The sequence below is a fragment of the Micromonospora sp. M51 genome (assembly GCF_018070305.1).
In the GTDB taxonomy this organism is placed as follows: Bacteria; Actinomycetota; Actinomycetes; order Mycobacteriales; family Micromonosporaceae; genus Micromonospora; species Micromonospora parva.
In genome coordinates this window covers 1-17,495 of sequence record NZ_JAGPXZ010000034.1, presented here as the reverse complement: position 1 = coordinate 17,495, position 17,495 = coordinate 1, and the positions used below count along the sequence as shown (strand labels likewise).

General features: G+C 71.0%; 12 protein-coding genes and 2 pseudogenes. 8 read left to right on the top strand and 6 right to left on the bottom strand.

Annotated features, from left to right (window positions below; genetic code table 11):
- A pseudogene (locus tag KBX53_RS03790) lies at positions 1-230 on the bottom strand (ABC transporter substrate-binding protein); the annotation flags it as partial.
- Between the two features lie 185 nt (positions 231-415).
- Here KBX53_RS03790 and KBX53_RS03785 point away from each other — a divergent pair.
- Together KBX53_RS03785 and KBX53_RS03780 are read left to right on the top strand one after the other, a co-directional pair.
- On the top strand, positions 416-1,498 hold the full coding sequence (locus KBX53_RS03785) for a LacI family DNA-binding transcriptional regulator (protein ID WP_210857822.1): 1,083 nt from the start codon (positions 416-418) through the stop codon (positions 1,496-1,498).
- Between the two features lie 145 nt (positions 1,499-1,643).
- The gene (locus tag KBX53_RS03780; RefSeq protein ID WP_210857821.1) at positions 1,644-5,132 is read left to right on the top strand and encodes an alpha-glucuronidase family glycosyl hydrolase; all 3,489 of its coding nucleotides are present in this window, start codon (positions 1,644-1,646) and stop codon (positions 5,130-5,132) included.
- 146 nt (positions 5,133-5,278) lie between these two features.
- Here the strand turns inward: KBX53_RS03780 and KBX53_RS03775 are convergent, their stop codons facing one another.
- The gene (locus KBX53_RS03775) at positions 5,279-8,278 is read right to left on the bottom strand and encodes a glycoside hydrolase N-terminal domain-containing protein (RefSeq protein ID WP_030328251.1); all 3,000 of its coding nucleotides are present in this window, start codon (positions 8,276-8,278) and stop codon (positions 5,279-5,281) included.
- Positions 8,279-8,727: 449 nt separating this feature from the next.
- Here KBX53_RS03775 and KBX53_RS03770 point away from each other — a divergent pair, with 449 nt between their 5' ends.
- The 3 genes from KBX53_RS03770 to KBX53_RS03760 all read left to right on the top strand — a co-directional run bounded on the left by KBX53_RS03770 (position 8,728) and on the right by KBX53_RS03760 (position 11,161).
- Positions 8,728-9,741, top strand: a complete 1,014-nt coding sequence (locus tag KBX53_RS03770) for a hypothetical protein (protein WP_210857820.1) — start codon at positions 8,728-8,730, stop codon at positions 9,739-9,741.
- Positions 9,742-9,750: 9 nt separating this feature from the next.
- The gene (locus KBX53_RS03765) at positions 9,751-10,626 is read left to right on the top strand and encodes an alpha/beta fold hydrolase (protein ID WP_210857819.1); all 876 of its coding nucleotides are present in this window, start codon (positions 9,751-9,753) and stop codon (positions 10,624-10,626) included.
- Between the two features lie 136 nt (positions 10,627-10,762).
- Positions 10,763-11,161 carry a hypothetical protein gene (locus tag KBX53_RS03760; RefSeq protein ID WP_210857818.1) on the top strand — a complete coding sequence of 133 codons (399 nt, stop codon included), beginning with the start codon at positions 10,763-10,765 and terminating at the stop codon, positions 11,159-11,161.
- A 102-nt stretch (positions 11,162-11,263) separates the two neighbouring features.
- On the opposite strand, the gene KBX53_RS03755 is transcribed toward KBX53_RS03760, so the two are convergent.
- The 3 genes from KBX53_RS03755 to KBX53_RS03745 form a co-directional block, all read right to left on the bottom strand.
- A complete protein-coding gene (locus tag KBX53_RS03755) occupies positions 11,264-12,385 on the bottom strand; it encodes a hypothetical protein (protein ID WP_210857817.1) in 1,122 nt (373 codons plus the stop codon).
- Positions 12,382-12,897 (bottom strand): SigE family RNA polymerase sigma factor, encoded by a 516-nt coding sequence (locus tag KBX53_RS03750; RefSeq protein ID WP_307857901.1) that lies wholly within the window; start codon positions 12,895-12,897, stop codon positions 12,382-12,384. The genes KBX53_RS03755 and KBX53_RS03750 overlap by 4 nt, the downstream gene beginning before the upstream one ends.
- Positions 12,898-13,105: 208 nt before the next feature.
- Positions 13,106-14,284, bottom strand: coding sequence for a MalY/PatB family protein (locus KBX53_RS03745; RefSeq protein WP_210857815.1), 1,179 nt, complete (start codon positions 14,282-14,284; stop codon positions 13,106-13,108).
- Between the two features lie 285 nt (positions 14,285-14,569).
- Between KBX53_RS03745 and KBX53_RS03740 the strand changes: the two genes are divergently transcribed.
- The 3 genes and pseudogenes from KBX53_RS03740 to KBX53_RS03730 all read left to right on the top strand — a co-directional run.
- Complete coding sequence (locus KBX53_RS03740; protein ID WP_030328265.1) at positions 14,570-15,616, top strand: SMP-30/gluconolactonase/LRE family protein; 1,047 nt, start codon at positions 14,570-14,572, stop codon at positions 15,614-15,616.
- 139 nt (positions 15,617-15,755) lie between these two features.
- The gene (locus tag KBX53_RS03735; RefSeq protein ID WP_210857814.1) at positions 15,756-16,472 is read left to right on the top strand and encodes a haloacid dehalogenase-like hydrolase; all 717 of its coding nucleotides are present in this window, start codon (positions 15,756-15,758) and stop codon (positions 16,470-16,472) included.
- Positions 16,469-17,107: pseudogene (locus KBX53_RS03730) on the top strand (oxygenase MpaB family protein); the annotation flags it as partial. The gene KBX53_RS03735 and the pseudogene KBX53_RS03730, both read left to right, overlap by 4 nt.
- A 127-nt stretch (positions 17,108-17,234) precedes the next feature.
- Here the strand turns inward: KBX53_RS03730 and KBX53_RS03725 are convergent.
- On the bottom strand, positions 17,235-17,495 hold a 261-nt coding region (locus KBX53_RS03725), incomplete at its 5' end, for a fibronectin type III-like domain-contianing protein (RefSeq protein ID WP_210857813.1).

The window sequence follows — 17,495 nt, the reverse complement described above, 5'->3', positions numbered from 1 at the left end:
ATCACGTCGGGGTTCTTCGAGACGAACTCGTCGATCATCCCCTGGGTCAACTGGAGGTTGCCCGCCACGTCCAGGACGTTGAGGGTGACGGCCTTGCCGGGCCGCTGTGGCACCTCGCCAGTGGTGTCGCCGGTGGTGTCACCGGGAGCCTCGGGTGCTCCACACCCGACCGCGCCCACCAGCAGCGACGATGCCGTGACCAGGAGAGCGCCGCGCCGCGTCATACCCATGAGCCGTTCCCTCCGCCAGGTGTCATCGGTGCTGATTGATTCAGCCGGCGCGCCACGGCGGCAACGGGTTGCCATGTATTGCCTCGTGCGAATGCGATCGGGCGGCCGGATTGTTGCGGGGGCATTGCCGAGTATTCACGGCCGCCATACCATGATCACTGCGCGTAGCCGGGAGGAGCATGCAGATGCCCGACCACACCAGGCCGCCGGAAAAGAGAGTCACGATCTACGACGTCGCTGCCGAGGCGGACGTCTCACCCTCGACGGTGTCCCGCGCGTTCTCGCGACCGAGTCGCGTCAACTCCGAGACCGCCGATCGGATCCGACGGGTCGCCGAGCGGTTGGGCTACCGGACCAACCCCCTCGCTCGCGCCCTCACCACGTCCCGCACGCGGATGATCGCGCTGGTCATCGCCGACATCACCAACCCGGTGTACGCGGAGATCGTGCGCGGCGCGCAGGAGGCGGCGACCGACGGCGAGTACACCACAGTGCTGATCGACGCCCAGGAGTCCGACCGGTTGGAGCGGGCGGCTGTCGAACGCACCATGTCGACTGTCGACGGCATCGTGCTGGCCAGCAGCCGGATGTCCGACTCGGCCATCCGGATGGTCGCCAAACAGCGGCCGGTGGTGGTCCTCAACCGCGCTCTCGCCGACGTGCCGTGCGTCGTCACCGACGACCCCCGCGGGGTACGGCGGGCCGCCGAGCACCTCGGCGAGCTGGGGCACGACCACATCACCTACGTCGCGGGGCCGCAGGCGTCCTGGCCCAACGGCATCCGCTGGCGCTCGCTGCTCGAGGCGGGCATGGAGCTGGAGATCAAGGTCCGTCAGATCGGACCGTTCAGCCCCACCATGGCCGGCGGTGAGCGGGCCGCGCGGGAGCTGTTCGCCCGCCCGGCGACGGCGGTCCTCGCCTTCAACGACCAGATGGCCATCGGGATCATCCGTGGCCTCAGCCGGATGGGCGTCAACGTTCCGGGTGACGTGAGCGTCGTGGGTTTCGACAACATCCTCGCCGCCGACATCGTGACGCCCGGGCTCACCACGGTCGCGGCGCCGCTCTACGCGGAGGGGTCGGCCGCGACCCGGCACCTCCTCACGATGATCGCGGGGGCGCCCGGGCACACCGGCCGGCCGATGGTCCTGCCGGTACGCCTCGTGGTGCGCGACTCGACGGCCACGCGTAACCCGGGCCCGGGTCGCGTCCGCCCGCAGTGGGCGCGGGACCGGTCCGCACCGGACCCGGCGGCCCGCCGGCAGTGAGGCCGCCCGGCCCACGACAAGAAACGACAACTGGTTGCCGAGGCGCGGCAGCGCCGCCCACGATCGACGCGCATCCATCCGTCAACGTCGGGCGCTCGCGGGACGGGCGCAGCGGCGTCCCCAGCGGACGAACGAGGAGATGGCGATGAACCGAGCTTCGGTGCCCCGGCTACGGCGAACCCTCATCGTGCTGGGCACGGTGCTCGCCACCGTCGCGGCCACCCTCACTGTCGCCACGACGCCGGTCGCCGCGACACCGGTCGCCGCGACACCGGTCGCCGCGGCTGCGTCACCCGACGACTACGACGGCTCCGATCTGTGGCTGCGCTACGTGCCGGTCGACGACGCGAAGCTGCTGCGCGACTACCGCCGCGCGGCCACGGCGGTCGTGGTCGAGAACGCCGACGCCACCACGCTGCACCGGCACACCACGGACCTCGCCATGGCTCCCGGTTCCGCCGAGAAGCTCGTCGAGACCACGTTGGGCGCCGCTCGGGACGAGCTGGTACGCGGCCTGAACGGGCTGCTCGACCAGTCGACACCGACGCTGCCGGCCGACAACGGCACGGTCCCGGACGGCGCGGTGGTGGTGGGCACACCGGCGAGCTCACCGCTGGTGAGCCGTACCATCGCGACCCGCGACCTGGCCACTGTGGGCGACGAGGGCTACCTTGTCCGCTCGGTGTCGAAGGGCGGGGCACGGTTCACCGTCATCGCCGGCAACACCGACCTCGGCGCGCTGTACGGCACGTTCGCCTTCCTCCGGCTCCTCCAGACCCGGAAACCGATCGACCACCTCCGGGTCGCGGAGTCACCGAAGATCAAGCACCGGTTGCTGAACAACTGGGAGACCGAGCGTCTCTACGCGGGCAACAACGCCTCCGGGCTGGGCGGGCTGAACGGGGAGAGCGGGGCGATCTTCAACTTCGCCGCGACCGGTGCCAGCGCCGGCCGGAACCTGCCCGTCATCCTCGACCGCTACCTCGTCATGGCCCGGGCGCTGGCGTCACTGGGCATCAACGGCATCACCATCAACAACGTCAACGCCGACAACGCGTACCTGACGAGCGCGCGCATCGCGCAGGAGGCGGCCCTCGCCGACGCGTTGCGGCCGTACGGCATCAGGTTGGGCCTGTCGATCCGGTACACCGCGCCCACCGACAGCCGGTTCGCGCCGGACACGCTGACCAACAGCCAGCTCGACCCGTACGGTGCGGATTTCCGGGGCTGGTGGCACCGCCGGGCCCAGCAGATCCAGGCCGCGATCCCGGACTTCATGGGACTCACCGTGAAGGCCAACTCCGAGGGCCAGCCGGGGCCACAGGACTTCGGGTACGACCACGGTGACGGCGCCAACGCCATCGCCGCCGCGGTGGCGCCACTCGGGATGACTGTGCACTGGCGGACGTTCGTCTACAACGCCGACGTCGACAACGACCGGCTCAAGCGGGCCTACCTGGAGTTCGGGCCGATCGACGACGAGGTCCAGCCGGACGGCAGCCGGGGACGCTTCGCCGACAACGTGTTCCTGCAGACCAAGAACGGGCCACTGGACTTCCAGGCCCGCGAGCCCATCCACCCGATGTTCGGCCGGATGGAGAACACCAACCAGGCCCTGGAACTCCAGATCACGCAGGAGTACACCGGCCAGAACTGGATGCTGGCCTACCTCGGCCCGATGTACGAGGAGATCCTCAAGACCGACACGTACGCGACCGACGCGAACGGGAAGCTGCTCAAGGAGCGGCTGGTCGGCGACATCGTCGACGGGACCGCGCAGCACCACTCGGACACCGCCATCGTGGGTGTCGCGAACCTCGGCAACGCCGACAACCTGACCGGGCACCACTTCGCCCAGGCGAACCTCTTCGCCTTCGGACGTCAGGCGTGGGACTGGACCCTCGACTCGGCGGACATCGCGACCGACTGGACGCGGATGACCTGGAGCAACGACCGGCGTGTCGTCGACACCATCCGGAAGATGATGATGGGCTCGTGGGAGTCGCTGGTCAGCTACCAGACGCCGCTGGGCATCGGTCACCAGTTCGCCGAGGGCGCCCACTACCGTCCCGACCCCGCCGACTGGGCGGGCCGCGACGACTGGAGCCCGATCTACTACAACAAGGCCGACAGCGTCGGTCTGGGCTTCGACCGCTCCCCCACCGGCAGCAACCTGGCCGCCCAGTACTTCCCCCGCCTGCAGCAGCGCTACGGCACCATCGACTCGATCCCGGAGAACCTGCTGATGTGGTTCCACCACGTGCCGTGGGGCCATCGGATGGACAGCGGGCGGACGTTCTGGGCAGAGCTGGTCTACCGCTACCAGATGGGCGTGCAGTACGTGACCTGGATGCGGGAGACCTGGGACGCGCTCCAGCCCGACATCGACGCGCGCCGGTTCGCCGAGGTGCGTGCCAAGCTGGCGGTCCACGAGGCGGACGCCGCCGACTGGCGGGACACCTCGGTGAACTACTGGAAGGAGTTCAGCGGGCGGGACATCCCGGTCGACGACGCGCCACTGTCGGCGACGATCGTCGTGAACGGGAAGACGTTCGGCGGCTTCAACCTCTCGGACGCCTCGTACACCATCCCGCTGCCGGCCGGGGCCTCGCCGACCATCACGAAGGTGCGGACCGCCGACCGCAAGGCCCGTTACGAGATCATCTCCCAGGCGGCCGGCGTACCCGGGCAGGCGGTCGTCAAGGTCACGACCGAGAGTTTCTTCGGGCCTCTCGTGAAGAACTACGTCTTCAACCTGGTGCCCGACACCACGCTGACGGCGCTGCGCGTCGACGGCAGGCGCCTGACGTCCTTCGCGCCGACGGTGCTGCGCTACAACGCCCTCACGCCGGCCGGCGCCACGACAGTGCCGACGGTCACCGCCAGCGCCGCCGACCCCGCCGCCTCGGTCGCGGTGGAGCAGGCGGCCAACGCCACCGGGCAGGCCCGGGTCACCGTCACGAACGGCGCGGCGTCGTCGGTCTACACGGTGGACCTGAACACCACCCTCACTGGCAGCGACGAGTTCGAGTCGACCCCGCTCGGCCCGCAGTGGCAGTGGGTCCGGCCGGACGAGAGCAGGCAACGACTGGCCGACGGGTCCCTGGTCGTCACCGCCCAGCAGGGCGACCTCCAGGGCAACGTCAACACCGCGAGGAACCTGGCCCTGCAGGACGTCGACGGCGACTGGACGGCCGAGTCCCGGGTGGTCTTCTCCCGTCCCCTCGCCGGCAACAACGAGCAGGGCGGTGTTCTCGGGTACGCGGACGACAACAACTACGTGAAGCTCGCCTGGGAGATGGGCAACGCGACTGCGGCCATCAACAAGACCCGGATCGTCTTCCTGCGTGAACAGAACGGCACGGCGTCGACGCTGGAGATCACCGGTGCCGACGCCCAGCGCATCGTCGGGGCCGACGGGGCCATCTGGCTGCGCCTGACCAAGGTCGGGGACCGCTACCGCGCCTACTACTCCAGCGACGGGAGCGTCTACCGCTACATCGGCTCGCAGACGCTGAACGTCGAGCCGACGAAGGCCGGGCTGCTGGCCTTCAACCGGGCCGGCACCTCCACCGACCTCGACGTCGCCTTCGACTACTTCCGCATCGAGAGCCACGGGGAACGCGCCCGCTGACCGTGCGCTCCGGCTGGCCCGGCATGTCGATGTGCTGATGAGCGGCATACCGCATCCACCCCGACAGCGCCCCCGAAATCCGTGACCGGGCCCGTCCCAGCTGGGACGGGCCCGGTCACGCTCCCCCGAGGCTGCGGCCCCTGCCGTCAGCCTCCGATCGCGATGGCGAAGATGTGCATGGTCGGCACGTTCGTCGCCGGTCGGGCGCTGATGTTGGGCAACACGACCGAGGCCACCGCCTTGTTCTGCAACCCGACACCGACGTAGTAGATGCACGCGGCGGTGTTCTGGCGGACGTTGTTGGGCCGGTTCTGGTACGCGGACACGATGGCCGCCGTTCCCCCGGAGTGCGGCCCGCCGTACCAGTCGGGCGAGCTGAGCGTGAACGTCTGGCGGGTGCCGTCGGCGTAGACCACGGTGCCGGTGCCGGACACCGCGCCGTAGGTGCCGGTGAGCAGGAAGCCCAGCGTGCTGCCGGTGCCGCTGATGCCGATGGTCTGGCCCGAGGCGATGGCGTTGTCGGAGGCCCCGGAACTGACGTTGGGCCAGCGGAAGGTGACCCCGTTGCGGCTGATCGTGCCTCCCGGGCTGGCACCGGCCTGCGCCAGCGCCTGCGCGGAGAGCGACGCCCCGCCGCCGTCGAAGTTGCCGACGTTGGTGTTGCTGTCGCTGGTGATGCCGACGTTGCTGAAGCTCTGCTCCAACGTCGGTGTGGTGGCCCCGGAGCTGGTGACCCGGTAGGTGCGCCCGGCCTGCACGGTGACCTCGATCAGGTCGGACTCGATCCGGGTGGTGCGGGCCGCCGTACCGTCGGCGGTGTCGACGACAGTGACGGTGCCGGTCAGGATCCGGGAGCGCAGGCGGACGGTGCCGGCCCGGTCCGGTCGGACGAGGATCTCGGTGGCCTGACCGCTCGCCCAGGTGATGCCGACCGTGTGCCCGCCCCGACCGCGCAGGCCGGTCACCCGCCCGCTCGGCCAGGCCGGCGGCAGCGCGGGCAGGATGTGCAGCTCGCCGATGTGGCTCTGCAGCAGCATCTCGGCGATGCCCGCGGTGGCCCCGAAGTTTCCGTCGATCTGGAAGGGCGGGTGCAGGTCGAACATGTTGGGCGCGAGTCGCGCGGTGGTGGCGAGGTAGCGGATCAGGTCGTGGGCCCGCTTGCCCTCCTCCATCCGAGCCCAGAAGTTGATTTTCCAGGCCAGCGACCAGCCCGTGCCGTCGTCGCCGCGCAGGGCGAGGGTCCGCCGGGCCGCCTCGAACAGCTGCGGGGTGCCGCGCTTGGTGATCTGGTTGCTCGGGGCCAGCCCGTACAGGTGCGAGATGTGCCGGTGGTTGGGCTCGGTCTCCACCCAGTCGTAGAGCCACTCCATGATGTTGCCCCGCGACCCGACCTTCATCGGCGGGAGCCGGTCCCGGGTGGCACGAACCTGGGCGCGGAACGTGCTGTCCACGTTGAGGATCTCGCTCGCCCGGGCGCAGGCGTCGAACAGGTCCCGCAGGATCTGGTTGTCCATGGTGGGGCCGGCGCAGACGCTGGCGTTCGAGTGGTGGCTCAGCTCCGGCGAGTTCGACGGGTTGGTCACCAGGTAGCCGAGGGTCGGCTCGGTGACCAGGGTGTTGAGGAAGAACTGTGCGGCGCCCTTCATGGCCGGGTAGTTCGTCCGCAGGAACTCGATGTCGCCGTTGAACAGGTAGTGGTCCCAGATCAACGTGGACAGCCAGGCCCCACCGGTCTGCCACATGCCCCAGAACGCGCCGTCCACCACGGCGGTGGCCCGCCAGGCGTCGGTGTTGTGGTGGGTGACCCAGCCACTGGCGGCGCCGTACTGCACCTGGGCGGTCCGCGCTCCGGCGACCGCAAGGTCTCTGACCATGTCGAAGACCGGGTTGTGACACTCGGCCAGGTTGGTGGTGTTGGCCGGCCAGTAGTTCATCGGCAGGTTGGCGTTGATCGTGTACTTCGAGTCCCACGCCGGGGCCAGTGAGTCGTTCCAGATGCCCTGGAGGTTCGCCGGCTGGGTGCCGGGCCGCGACGACGAGATCAGCAGGTACCGGCCGTACTGGAACAGCAGCGTGGAGAACTGCGGGTCGTTGACGCTGTTGTGCTGGGCGATCCTGACATCCGTCGTCTGGTCGGCAGCGGACGTGCGACCCAGATCCAGGGTGACCCGGCCGAACAGCGCCTGATAGTCGGCGACGTGCCGGCTGCGCAACTGGTCGTAGCTGCTGGCGCGCGCGGCGGTGAGGCGCTGCCGGGCGATGCCCTGGTAGTCGCCGCCGACATTGCGGTAGTTGACGTAGCTGGAGCCGATGGAGATCAGCAGGACCACGCTGTTGGCGTTGGTCACCCGCAGGGTGCCGCCGGAGCTGGACACGCTGCCGCCGCTGACTGTCGCGTTGGCCAGGGCAAGGAAGCGGACCTGGCCGGTGATGCCCTCCATGTTCCCGGAGATGCCGTCCAGGCCGATCGTGGTGCCGTCCGGGCTGGACACGGTGGTGCGCTGTGGGCTGTCGAAGGTGGCGGTGAAGCTGATCGAGCCGCTGCGGTCGGCGGTCAGTCGCATCGCGATGACCTGATCCGGCGCGCTGGCGAACACCTCCCGCTGGTGACGAACGCCGTTGAGCACGTACGTCGTCGTGACGGTGGCGGTGGTGAGGTCGAGCGTCCGGTCGTACTGGGACGCTCCGCTGGCGGATCCGAAGGCGAGCCGGAGGTTACCGACGGTCTGGTAGGCCAGCTGGCCGCCGGGGTTGCCCATCATGGTCTGGTTGATCAGATCCTGGGCCTGGGTCCACTGGTTGGCGTTGACCAGCCGCCGGATCTCCGGCAACGCCGCCGCGCCCCGGGTGTTGCTGGGGTCGTGCGGGCCGCCGGCCCAGACGGTGTCCTCGTTGAGCTGAAGGCGCTCGGTGTCGACGTTGCCGAAGACCATGGCGCCGAGTCGGCCGTTGCCGATCGGCAGCGCCCGCAGCCAGTCGGTGCCGGCCCCCTCGTCGTACCAGAGTGCGAGGTCACCGGCGGCCAGCACCTGGGGCGGCGCCACCGAGTCCGCGCGTGCCACGGCGGTCCAGGGCACCGGCAGGAGAGCGCCACCCGCGCCGGCCGCGCCGATCTTGAGGGCTTGCCGTCGGGTCAGGTCTGACATCGATCCTCCAAACGGTGACCAGTCCGGCCACCCCGAAGCGGGACAACTGTGGGACTCGACATGGGGATCCGCTTGGTGGGGCCAACCGGGACCCTGCCTGAGCAGGCCGACGCCCGGCAGTGACGCGCCAGACATCTGATGTGTTTCGGGAAGGTTACTCCGGGGCCACAGAATAGGCAACGGTCGATCAATGGGTGGACACTGCTCCCCTGTGCCCGGTCAGCAAGATGCACGGGAGGGTGAGCAGCGAGGGAGCGAGGCGGTAGCGCCGGGCGATGGGCCACGATGCCGCCGCCGACGACCCACCCGGAAGGACATACATCAGATGTACGGCGATCCGGCTGCGCCCCCCGCCAAGCACCGGCACCGCCCAGCGTTCTCGCCTCCACAATCGGGTTGTTCTCCGCCGGATCACGGGTGACCATGGGCGGCATGGCGGGAGGACGGCGGTGAGATCGCCCCTCCAAGGCGGACTACCGCCGGGCGGCGCGGTGGTGGTCGGGGCCGTCGTGCGGATCGCCTGCGACGAGTCGGGATTCTCGGGTACGAACCTGCTGCACTCGACCGCCCCGGTGATCACGCACGCGAGCGTCGACCTGGCCGCCGACGAGGCGGTCGCGATCATCACCGCCCTACGGTCCGGGTTCCGGTTCGCGTCGCACGAGCTCAAGTCCGGCCGGTTCCTGCGCGGCTCCGGCGCGCAGGAGGCACTGGAGTGGTTCCTGGCGACGCTGGCCGGCCGCGCGCACGTCCACCTCATCGACAAGGAGCTCTTCCTCGTCACCCGGATCGTGGACTTCCTGCTGACCGAGCCGTCGTACGCGGCAGGCACCTGCCTGGATCGCGAGCACCATCCGGCCGCTCTCGCCCTGTACGCGGCCGGGCGCTCGACCGGAAGCGACTGGACTGCCTTCCTGTCGGCGTTCGTCGATCTGGTCCGGATGAAGCGGCGGCTTCCGGTCGACCAGACGGTGCGGCGGTTCTTCCAGGCCCGGGACGCGCTGCGGCGACACGGCCTCGGCACGGTGGCCGACGCCGTCCTCGGCGGGTTCCGCCCGAACCAGGTGCGGACCGTGGTGGCCAGACTCGACGCCGACGACCGCACGGTCCCTCCCCCGCTGGAACCGCTGCTGCCGGCGCTGGCCGAAACGGTCCTGTCCTGGAGCGGCGGCCAGCGGCAGGTGCTGGTGACCCACGACGAGCAGAGTGCCCTGACGGCCGACCGGCTGACCCGGCTTCAGCGGGTGTTGGCCGCCAACGGCGACGCGTCGGCGGCCGGCGACAACCGGGCTGCCGCGTTGCCGACCGGGGTGTCACCCCTGGCGGGGCTGGTGATGGTCGACTCCCGCGACGACCCGCGCGTCCAGGTCGCGGACCTCCTCGCGGGAGTGGCCCGGCGGATGCCCGGCATCATCGACGACGCGCTCCGCCAGCCGCCGCCAATTTCCCCTGGCCGGCCGTAGTCTCATCGGATGCAGGACATCCAGACACACACCCTGGACATTCCCGGCGTCGACCTGGTCTACGACGTCCGCGGCCCGCTACCTCCCACCGGCGCCCATCGTGCGCTGCTCCTGATCGGCCAGCCGATGACGGCGGAGGGCTTCACCGCCCTCGCCCCGCACTTCACGGACCGCACGGTCCTCACCTACGACCCGCGTGGCCTGGGCCGCAGCGTCCGCACTGACGGTCGGTCCGACCACACGCCGCAGCAGCAGGCGGCCGACCTGCACGCGCTCGTCGAGGCGCTCGACGTCGGTCCGGTCGACCTCTTCGCCAGCAGCGGCGGCGCGGTGACCGCCCTCGAACTGGTCGCCACCCATCCCGGCGACGTCGCCACCCTGGTGGCGCACGAACCGCCGATCAACGCCGTGCTCCCCGACGCCACGGCCGCCGAGCGCGCCCGGGCCGGCTTCTACGAGGCGTACCAGGCGAAGGGCTCGGGCGCGGGGATGGCCGCGTTCATCGCGATGACCGCCTGGCAGGGCGAGATCCCCGACGCCTACTTCGCCCAGCCCACCCCTGACCCTGCGATGTTCGGCCTGACCGCCGACGACGACGGCAGCCGCGACGAGCCGCTGCTGTCGCAGAACTCGTGGGCGATCACCGACTACCGGCCCGACGCGGAGGTGCTCACCGCCGCGCCCACCCGGATCGTGGTCGCGGTCGGCGAAGAGTCGGCCGGGACGTACACCGCCCGCACCGCACTGGGCCTCGCGGCGCTGCTCGGCCAGGAGGCCGTGGTGTTCCCGAGTCACCACGGCGGGTTCCTCGGCGGCGAGTTCGGCTACGCGGGCAAGCCCGAGGAGTTCGCCGCGCGGCTGCGGGAGGTGCTGGACGCCGGCTGACACCGCCCAGACCCGGCACGGACGCGCCTGATGTTCTGACCTCGTGCCGGTGGCCGGGGCAGCCGTATGGTGGACGCAGAGACGACGATCCGCCGTCTTCGATGAGACACCACCTGCGGCGGTCGAGGAGAACATCATGATCGGTGTGGTGAGCGTCGGGGCCGTCGTGGGCGTCCTGCTCGTCGGTCTCGTGGTCCTGCTCCGCAGACCGGCCGACACCCGGTCGGTGCTCCGCTGGTCGGCCCTGGCGATCACCGTGCTGGTGGCCGCCGCGTTGGCTCCGTTCACAGTGGACGACTCGGGCGCCGCGGCCGGTTATCTGCTCGGCGTCCCCGTCCTCGCGGCGGTGCTGCCTGTCCTCGCGCAGCGGTTCGGTCGGCTGACGGTGGCCGCCGACCTGGTGGCCGCGCTCGTCATCACCGGCTGGGGGCTGCTGCTCGGGCTGGGCATCGGTGGCGCGTTCCTCCCAGCGGTGGCGCTTCTGCTCGCCAGCGCCGTGGTCACCAGGGCACCGCGACCGTCCACCATCGCCTGAGGCGGGTGGGAGCGTACCCACGGGCCCGGTCGGCTGAAACGACCCGGAGGCACGCTCCCCGGCAGTCCCCCACCGCGACGGTGAACGGGGCCGCTCAACCCATCAACGTCCGCAGCGCCACACCAGCGGCCGGTACGCCTGGTTCTCGTAGACGGCCCCGACCACCGTCAGACCGTCGTCGCTGATCCCCTCCGCCGTGTACGTGCCCGGCTCGGTCGCGCGGACCTCGGGTCGGCCCGGCAGCCGGCGGGAGGTGCCGTCCGGGGCGACGATCAGCGGCGCGCCGTCGCCGATGAGCACCTCACCCTCGGTGGAGAGGTTCCACCGCACCGGCAGCATCTGCACGGCGCCGCCGTTGCTGCCGCCGGGTACCATTCCGACCGCCCATTCGCCCTGCGCCGATTCGACCGACGCCCGCGGGTAGCCCTCGGGCACCGCCAGCGCCGCACCGACGCCCTGCGGCGTCCACCGGTAGGGCTGTTGGTCCATTCCGCCGACGATCGTGCCGTCGTCGGTGATCCCGGTCGCGGTCGACCCCCGCTGGCCGATCAGCCGGTACGTCTGGGGCTGCGCCGTCGACCACCGCACGGCCTGGTGCGAGTCGTCCGACCTGCGGGCCGTCCCGACGATGTCACCCCGGGCGTTGACCGCGTGCACGAGCACCGCGTCAAAGCCGGGCGGGGTGGCCAGGAAACGCAGCTTCCCGTCCCGGTACACCCAACCGGTGCCGTCGCCGTCGGTGCCCACCACATGGCCGCTGGCGTTGACCGCTGCCGCGTGCCGCGCGGTCTTCGGCAGGACGACCGGCCTGCCGTCGGTCCACAGCACAACCCGCCCGTCCTCCTGCCCGGTGCCGATGTCGCCGACGACGTACCGCCCGGTGGGGTCGACTCCGACGGCCACCGCGACCGGACCGTCGATCGGCTGCGACAACCACGACGCCTGGCAGGTGACTGGCGGGCGGGGGGCGGCCGACCCGGTAGCGGCCGGCGACACCGCGAGTGCCGGCGTGGTCGGCGCCGGCGAGCTGGCGGTCCCGCCGACCTGAACGGCACCCACGACGCCGACCCCGGCCAGCACCGTCAGGGCGGCGGCGCCGGCGACGCGGCGCCGCTGGCGGCGGCGCCGGCCGTCGCGGACGGCCCGCCTCACGTCGACCCGCGGCTCGGGAACCGACACCGACCGCAGCAGCGCGGCGAACCGCTGATCGTCCACGGTGGTCATCTCGGACTCCTCACTGACATCTCGGCGACGTCGAGCACCTGGCGAACAGCCGCCAGAGCCCGGGCCGTCTGCGCCTTCACGTTGCCTTCGGAGCAGCCCATCGCGGCGGCCGTGTCGGCCAGCGACAGGTCGCACAGGAACCGCAGGACCAGCACTGTGCGCTGGCCGCGCGGCAGACGGGCGAGCGCCGCGAGCAGGCTGTCCCGCTCGGCCAGGTCGTCATGCGGGGTCGCCGGTGAGCGCTCCGGCACCGGCGCAGACCCCAACAACCGCACCTTCGCCCAGCTCAGGCGCTTCTCATCGACGAGCTTGTGCACCAGCATCCGATGGACGTACGCGTCGACGTTGTCGGCCCGGCTGACCCGGCGCCAGTTCACGTAGAGCGACGTGATCGTCTGCTGCACCACGTCGTCGGCCAGATGGGCGTCACCGCACATCAGGAACGCGGTCCGATGCAGGCGCGGCAGTCGCGCGGAGACGTACTCCACGAACTCACCCTCGGCATCCACCATCAAGGCTCCCTCCTCCGCAAGCTCGACGGGGCCGGACGACCATCAGGTTGCGTCCCCCGCGAAGTACGGTCGGAAGGCGGACCACTCGGCCGGGCCGGGGGTGTCCCGGCCCGGCGGAACGCGGATCAGTGGGTCGGCCGGCCAGTGCGGTGGTGAGCCTGCGGGCCCCGCTGGTCCGTAGAGCGACCTACCGACATCCGTGCCGGTCTCAGCCGACGACGCCGGCCATCCGGCGTACCGCCTCGGTGATGAGCTCCGGCGCGGTGGCCAGGTTCAGTCGGACGTGCCCATCACCGCCGGTGCCGAACGCCAACCCGGAGTTGAGCGCCACCCGGGCACTGTCGAGGAACACGGTGGCCGGGTCGTCGCCGAGGCCCAGCGCCCGGCAGTCGAGCCAGGCCAGGTAGGTGCCCTGACCGGGTTGGTAGCGGACGGCCGGCAGGTGCTCGGCGAGCAGGTCGGCAAGCAGCCGACGGTTGTCGTCCAGGCCGGTCAGCAGGGAATCGAGCCATTCGCCGCCGTCGCGGAAGGCCGCGGTGTGGGCGATCACGCCGAGGTGGCTGGTGCTGACGCTGACCCCGAACGGGACGCGAGCGAGGTCCCCGGCCGCGGCCGGGCCGGCGACGAGGAGCCCGCCGCGCAGGCCGGACAGGTTCCATCCCTTGGAGGCGGACATCAGCGACAGGCCGGTCTCCGCGCCGGGCACCGAGAGGTACGGCACGAACCGCGCTCCGCCGGCCACCACCGGCGCGTGGATCTCGTCGGCGACCACCCGCACCCCGTGCCGCTCGGCGAGGTCGGCGACGGCGGTCAACTCGGCCGCGGTGTGCACGACGCCGGTCGGGTTGTGCGGGCTGCACAGCAGGTACGCCGCCGGCCGTCCACCGGCGCGGGCCCGCCGGAACGCTTCCTCCAGCGTGCCGAGGTCGATCCGCAGGGTCTCGCCGAGCGGCGCCTCCACGATCCGGCGGTCGGCGTGCGCCACGGACTCGTAGAACGGCGGGTAGACCGGGCAGTTGACGACCACCGCGTCCCCCGGTTCGGTGACCAGGCGTAGCGCCTCGACGACGCCGTGCATCACGTCGGGCACCAGTGCGGTGCGCTCCACGGCCAGCCCGTCCCAGCCCCACCGCCGCCGAGCGAACTCCGCCAACGCCTGCGGGTACGCCGTGCCGGCGGTGTAGCCGGTGTCGCCGCGCGCGACGGCGTCGGTGATCGCCAGTGCGACCGGCTCGGCCAGGGGCACGTCCATCTCGGCCACCCAGAGCGGCAGCACGTCGTCGGGGTGTTCCCGCCACTTGAGGCTGGTCCGCTGCCGGAGCTGGTCGATCGTGAGCTGACGGAGCGGATTGGCTGCGGTTCGGGCACCACTGAGCAGGCCGGTCATGGCCCAACCCTATTGCGCCACGTCCCGGCCCGGTGTCCGGACCACCGCCGGACACTCCACTGTGGTCCGATCGGAACTATTCCACGGCCCCCTTTTCGCATTGACCAGCGCCTTTGTCTACAAACCGGATCCGCTTCGAAATATCTGACGGCAAAACCGCTGCGGACCACTGCTTCATGATTTAGGCTCCCGAATATTCACGTCGACGGCCCCGTCCTCACGCCGTGCCAGCCCCCGACCTTGCACGCCGGCCATCGCCACCCTCGACGCCGATTGGAGTGTTCGATGACCTGGCGTCCCACCCTTGCCGCGCTGGCTGGCCTGTGCCTCGCGGTCACCACCACCACAGTGCCCGCCGGTGCTGCCGTCCACGCCGCGCAGGCCAGCGCGCACGCCGCACTCGCCGGTCCGCCCGGCGCACCGCCCGGGGCCTGCCCAACCGGCGTCAGTTACGGTCCGCCGCTGCCGGCGAGCACCGTGACGGCTCCGCGGATCCGGGGCGGGTTCACCTTCCTCGAAGGGCCGGTCTGGGTCGCTGACGGTGGCTACCTGCTGATGTCCGACATGACCGCCGGCACCGGGCCGTACAACGTCCAGCCGTCGACGATCCGCCGGTTCACCCCGCCGGCGACCTTCGACACGTTCATCGCCAACGCCGGCAGCAACGGGCTCGCGCTCACCGCCGACGCCCAGGAGCTCGTCGCGGCCACCCACGACCAGCGCAGCGTCTCCGCGTACCGGCTGAGCGACCGGACCCGCAGCACCGTCGCGGCCAACTACCAGGGCCGGGCGTTCAACTCGCCGAACGACGTCGCGGTCCGATCGGACGGCGTCGTCTACTTCACCGACCCGAACTTCCAGCGCGGCAACCGGCCCGACCAGATGAGCGGGCGCACCAGCGTCTTCCGCGTCTCCGGCGGGCAGGTGTCGCTGGTGGACGACACGTTGCGCCAACCCAACGGGATCTCGCTGTCGCCGGACGGGAGCGCACTGTACGTGGGCGCCTACGCCGAGAACAAGATCTACAAGTACGTCGTCCAGCCCGACGGCAGCGTCGGCGCCCGCAGCGTCTTCGTGAACTACATCGGCGGTCCGGACGGCGGCACCATCGACTGCGCCGGCAACGTCTACTGGACCTCGGGTCGGGACTCGCTGGTGCACGTCTACTCCCCGGCCGGCACCCCGCTCGGCACGATCCGGCCCGGTAACACCGGCACGACAAACGTCGCGTTCGGCGGTCCCGACCGGCAGACCCTCTTCATCACGTCGGGCCCGTGGGGCGACTCCGGGCTGTACAGCGTGCGACTCAACATTCCCGGATATCCGTACTGAGCGTCGCTGGCGGGTTCACCGTCGAGTGCCGGGCGGTCGGACACCGCCGCCGACGCCGGCCGCCCGTACACTCGACTGATGGCGAACCGCCGGTGGCACAGTGGTCGGTAGTGCGACAGGGGCGTCGACCGCCGGCACGGTGATCGTGGACTTTGACGGTGTGCTGCTGCGCGGCGACGCATTCGGCCTGTTCCTGCGCCGCACTGCTTTCGCCGGCGCCCGGCTGCCGCTCGCCGTCGCGCTACTGGTCCTCCTCGCGCCCGTCGCCGCCGTTCCCGCGGCGCGTCCATGGGCGGCGCGGTGGGTGAGCCGGATCGGCTTGTCGGGCCGCAACGCCGACGAGTTGACCGCAGAGCTCGCACGCTTCGGCGCGGACCTCGGCGAAGAGCCGGGGCGGATCATCGGGCCCGGCCTGCGCACTGTCCGGTCCCACCTCGACGCGGGCGACCGGGTCATCGTGGTGACCGCCTGCGAGCACACCCTGGCGCGCGCGGTGCTCGACGTGATCGGCCTCGCCGAGGTCGAGCTCGTGGCCTCGCGCATTCGCGGGCCGAAGCTGATCGTGCACAACCACGGGTCGGCCAAGGTAACGCAGCTCGCCGCCCACGGGGTGACGCCACCGTGGCGGGTGGCCTACAGCGACTCGCTGTCGGATCTCCCCATCCTCAGCGCCGCGCAGCAGCCGGTGCTGGTCAACGCGAACGCCCGGCAGACCGCCCGGGCACGGCGGCTACTCGGCGCCCGGCTGGCCACCGTCACCTGGACGGGTGCTCACCTCCCGGAGGAGGAACCGGCACCGGGAGGGGCCCCGAACCGCCGGTCACCAGGGCCGACCATGGGAGACGCCCACCGATGAGAGGCCGCTACGACAACCTGACCCGTACCCGTGCTCTCGATCCGGAGCGCGACTACCTGGACATCTACCAGACGATGCTGCGCCACGAGTTCCCGTGGGACATGAAGCTCGGGCTCAACCTCGCCTTCAACCGGTCCTTCTCCGTCCCCGCCATCGCCACTGTGCACGCCGCCACCGGTGAGCTGACCGAACGCACCCAGAAGCGGATCGACGACACCGGCCTGCTGATGTACGAGATGGTGCTCAACGGCTTCGAGCAGCCCCGGGGCCGTGACGCGTTGCGGCGCGTCAACCAGATCCACCGCCCGTACGACATCAGCAACGACGACTTCCGCTACGTCCTCGGCTGCCTGGTCGTGATCCCCACACGGTGGTTGCAGGCGTACGGTTGGCGCCCGCCCTGCTGCCACGAACGGCACGCCACGTACCTGTTCTACCGGGAACTCGGCCGACGGATGGGCATCACCGACATCCCCGCGTCGTACGACGAGTTCGAGACCTGGTTCGACGCGCACGACGCGGCTCACCTGCAACCCAACGACGACGCGGCGGCCATCGAACGGGCCACCCGCATGCTGATGCTCGCCCGGCTCCCCCGGATGCTCGCGCCGCTGGGAGACGCACTGGTCAGTGCGCCGCGACGGCGGGGACGCCGGCCCCGGCGGGCCCGAACCGGCCGGGCGAGCTCGGCGACGCCGCGCGCCGGCCCCCGAGTGACCGCGGTCCGCCGGCCGACCGGGAGGGACGGCCGGCGGACCGGTCTCAGCGGATGGTGGTGACGGTCCAGCGTGGGGAGGCGTTGGTGACCGGGACGGTGTCACCGACCAGTGTGGTCACCGCCTGGGTGTCGCGCTGCACGCTGGTGCCGACCCAGAGCTCGACCTCGCCGGGCTCCACGACCCGGGTGTACGTGCGGTCGGAGAAGGCCAGACGGGTGGTGGGGACGGTCAGCTCGACAGTGACGGACTGACCCGGCTCCAGGTGGACCCGCTGGTAGCCGAGCAGCTGCGCCAACGGCCTGGT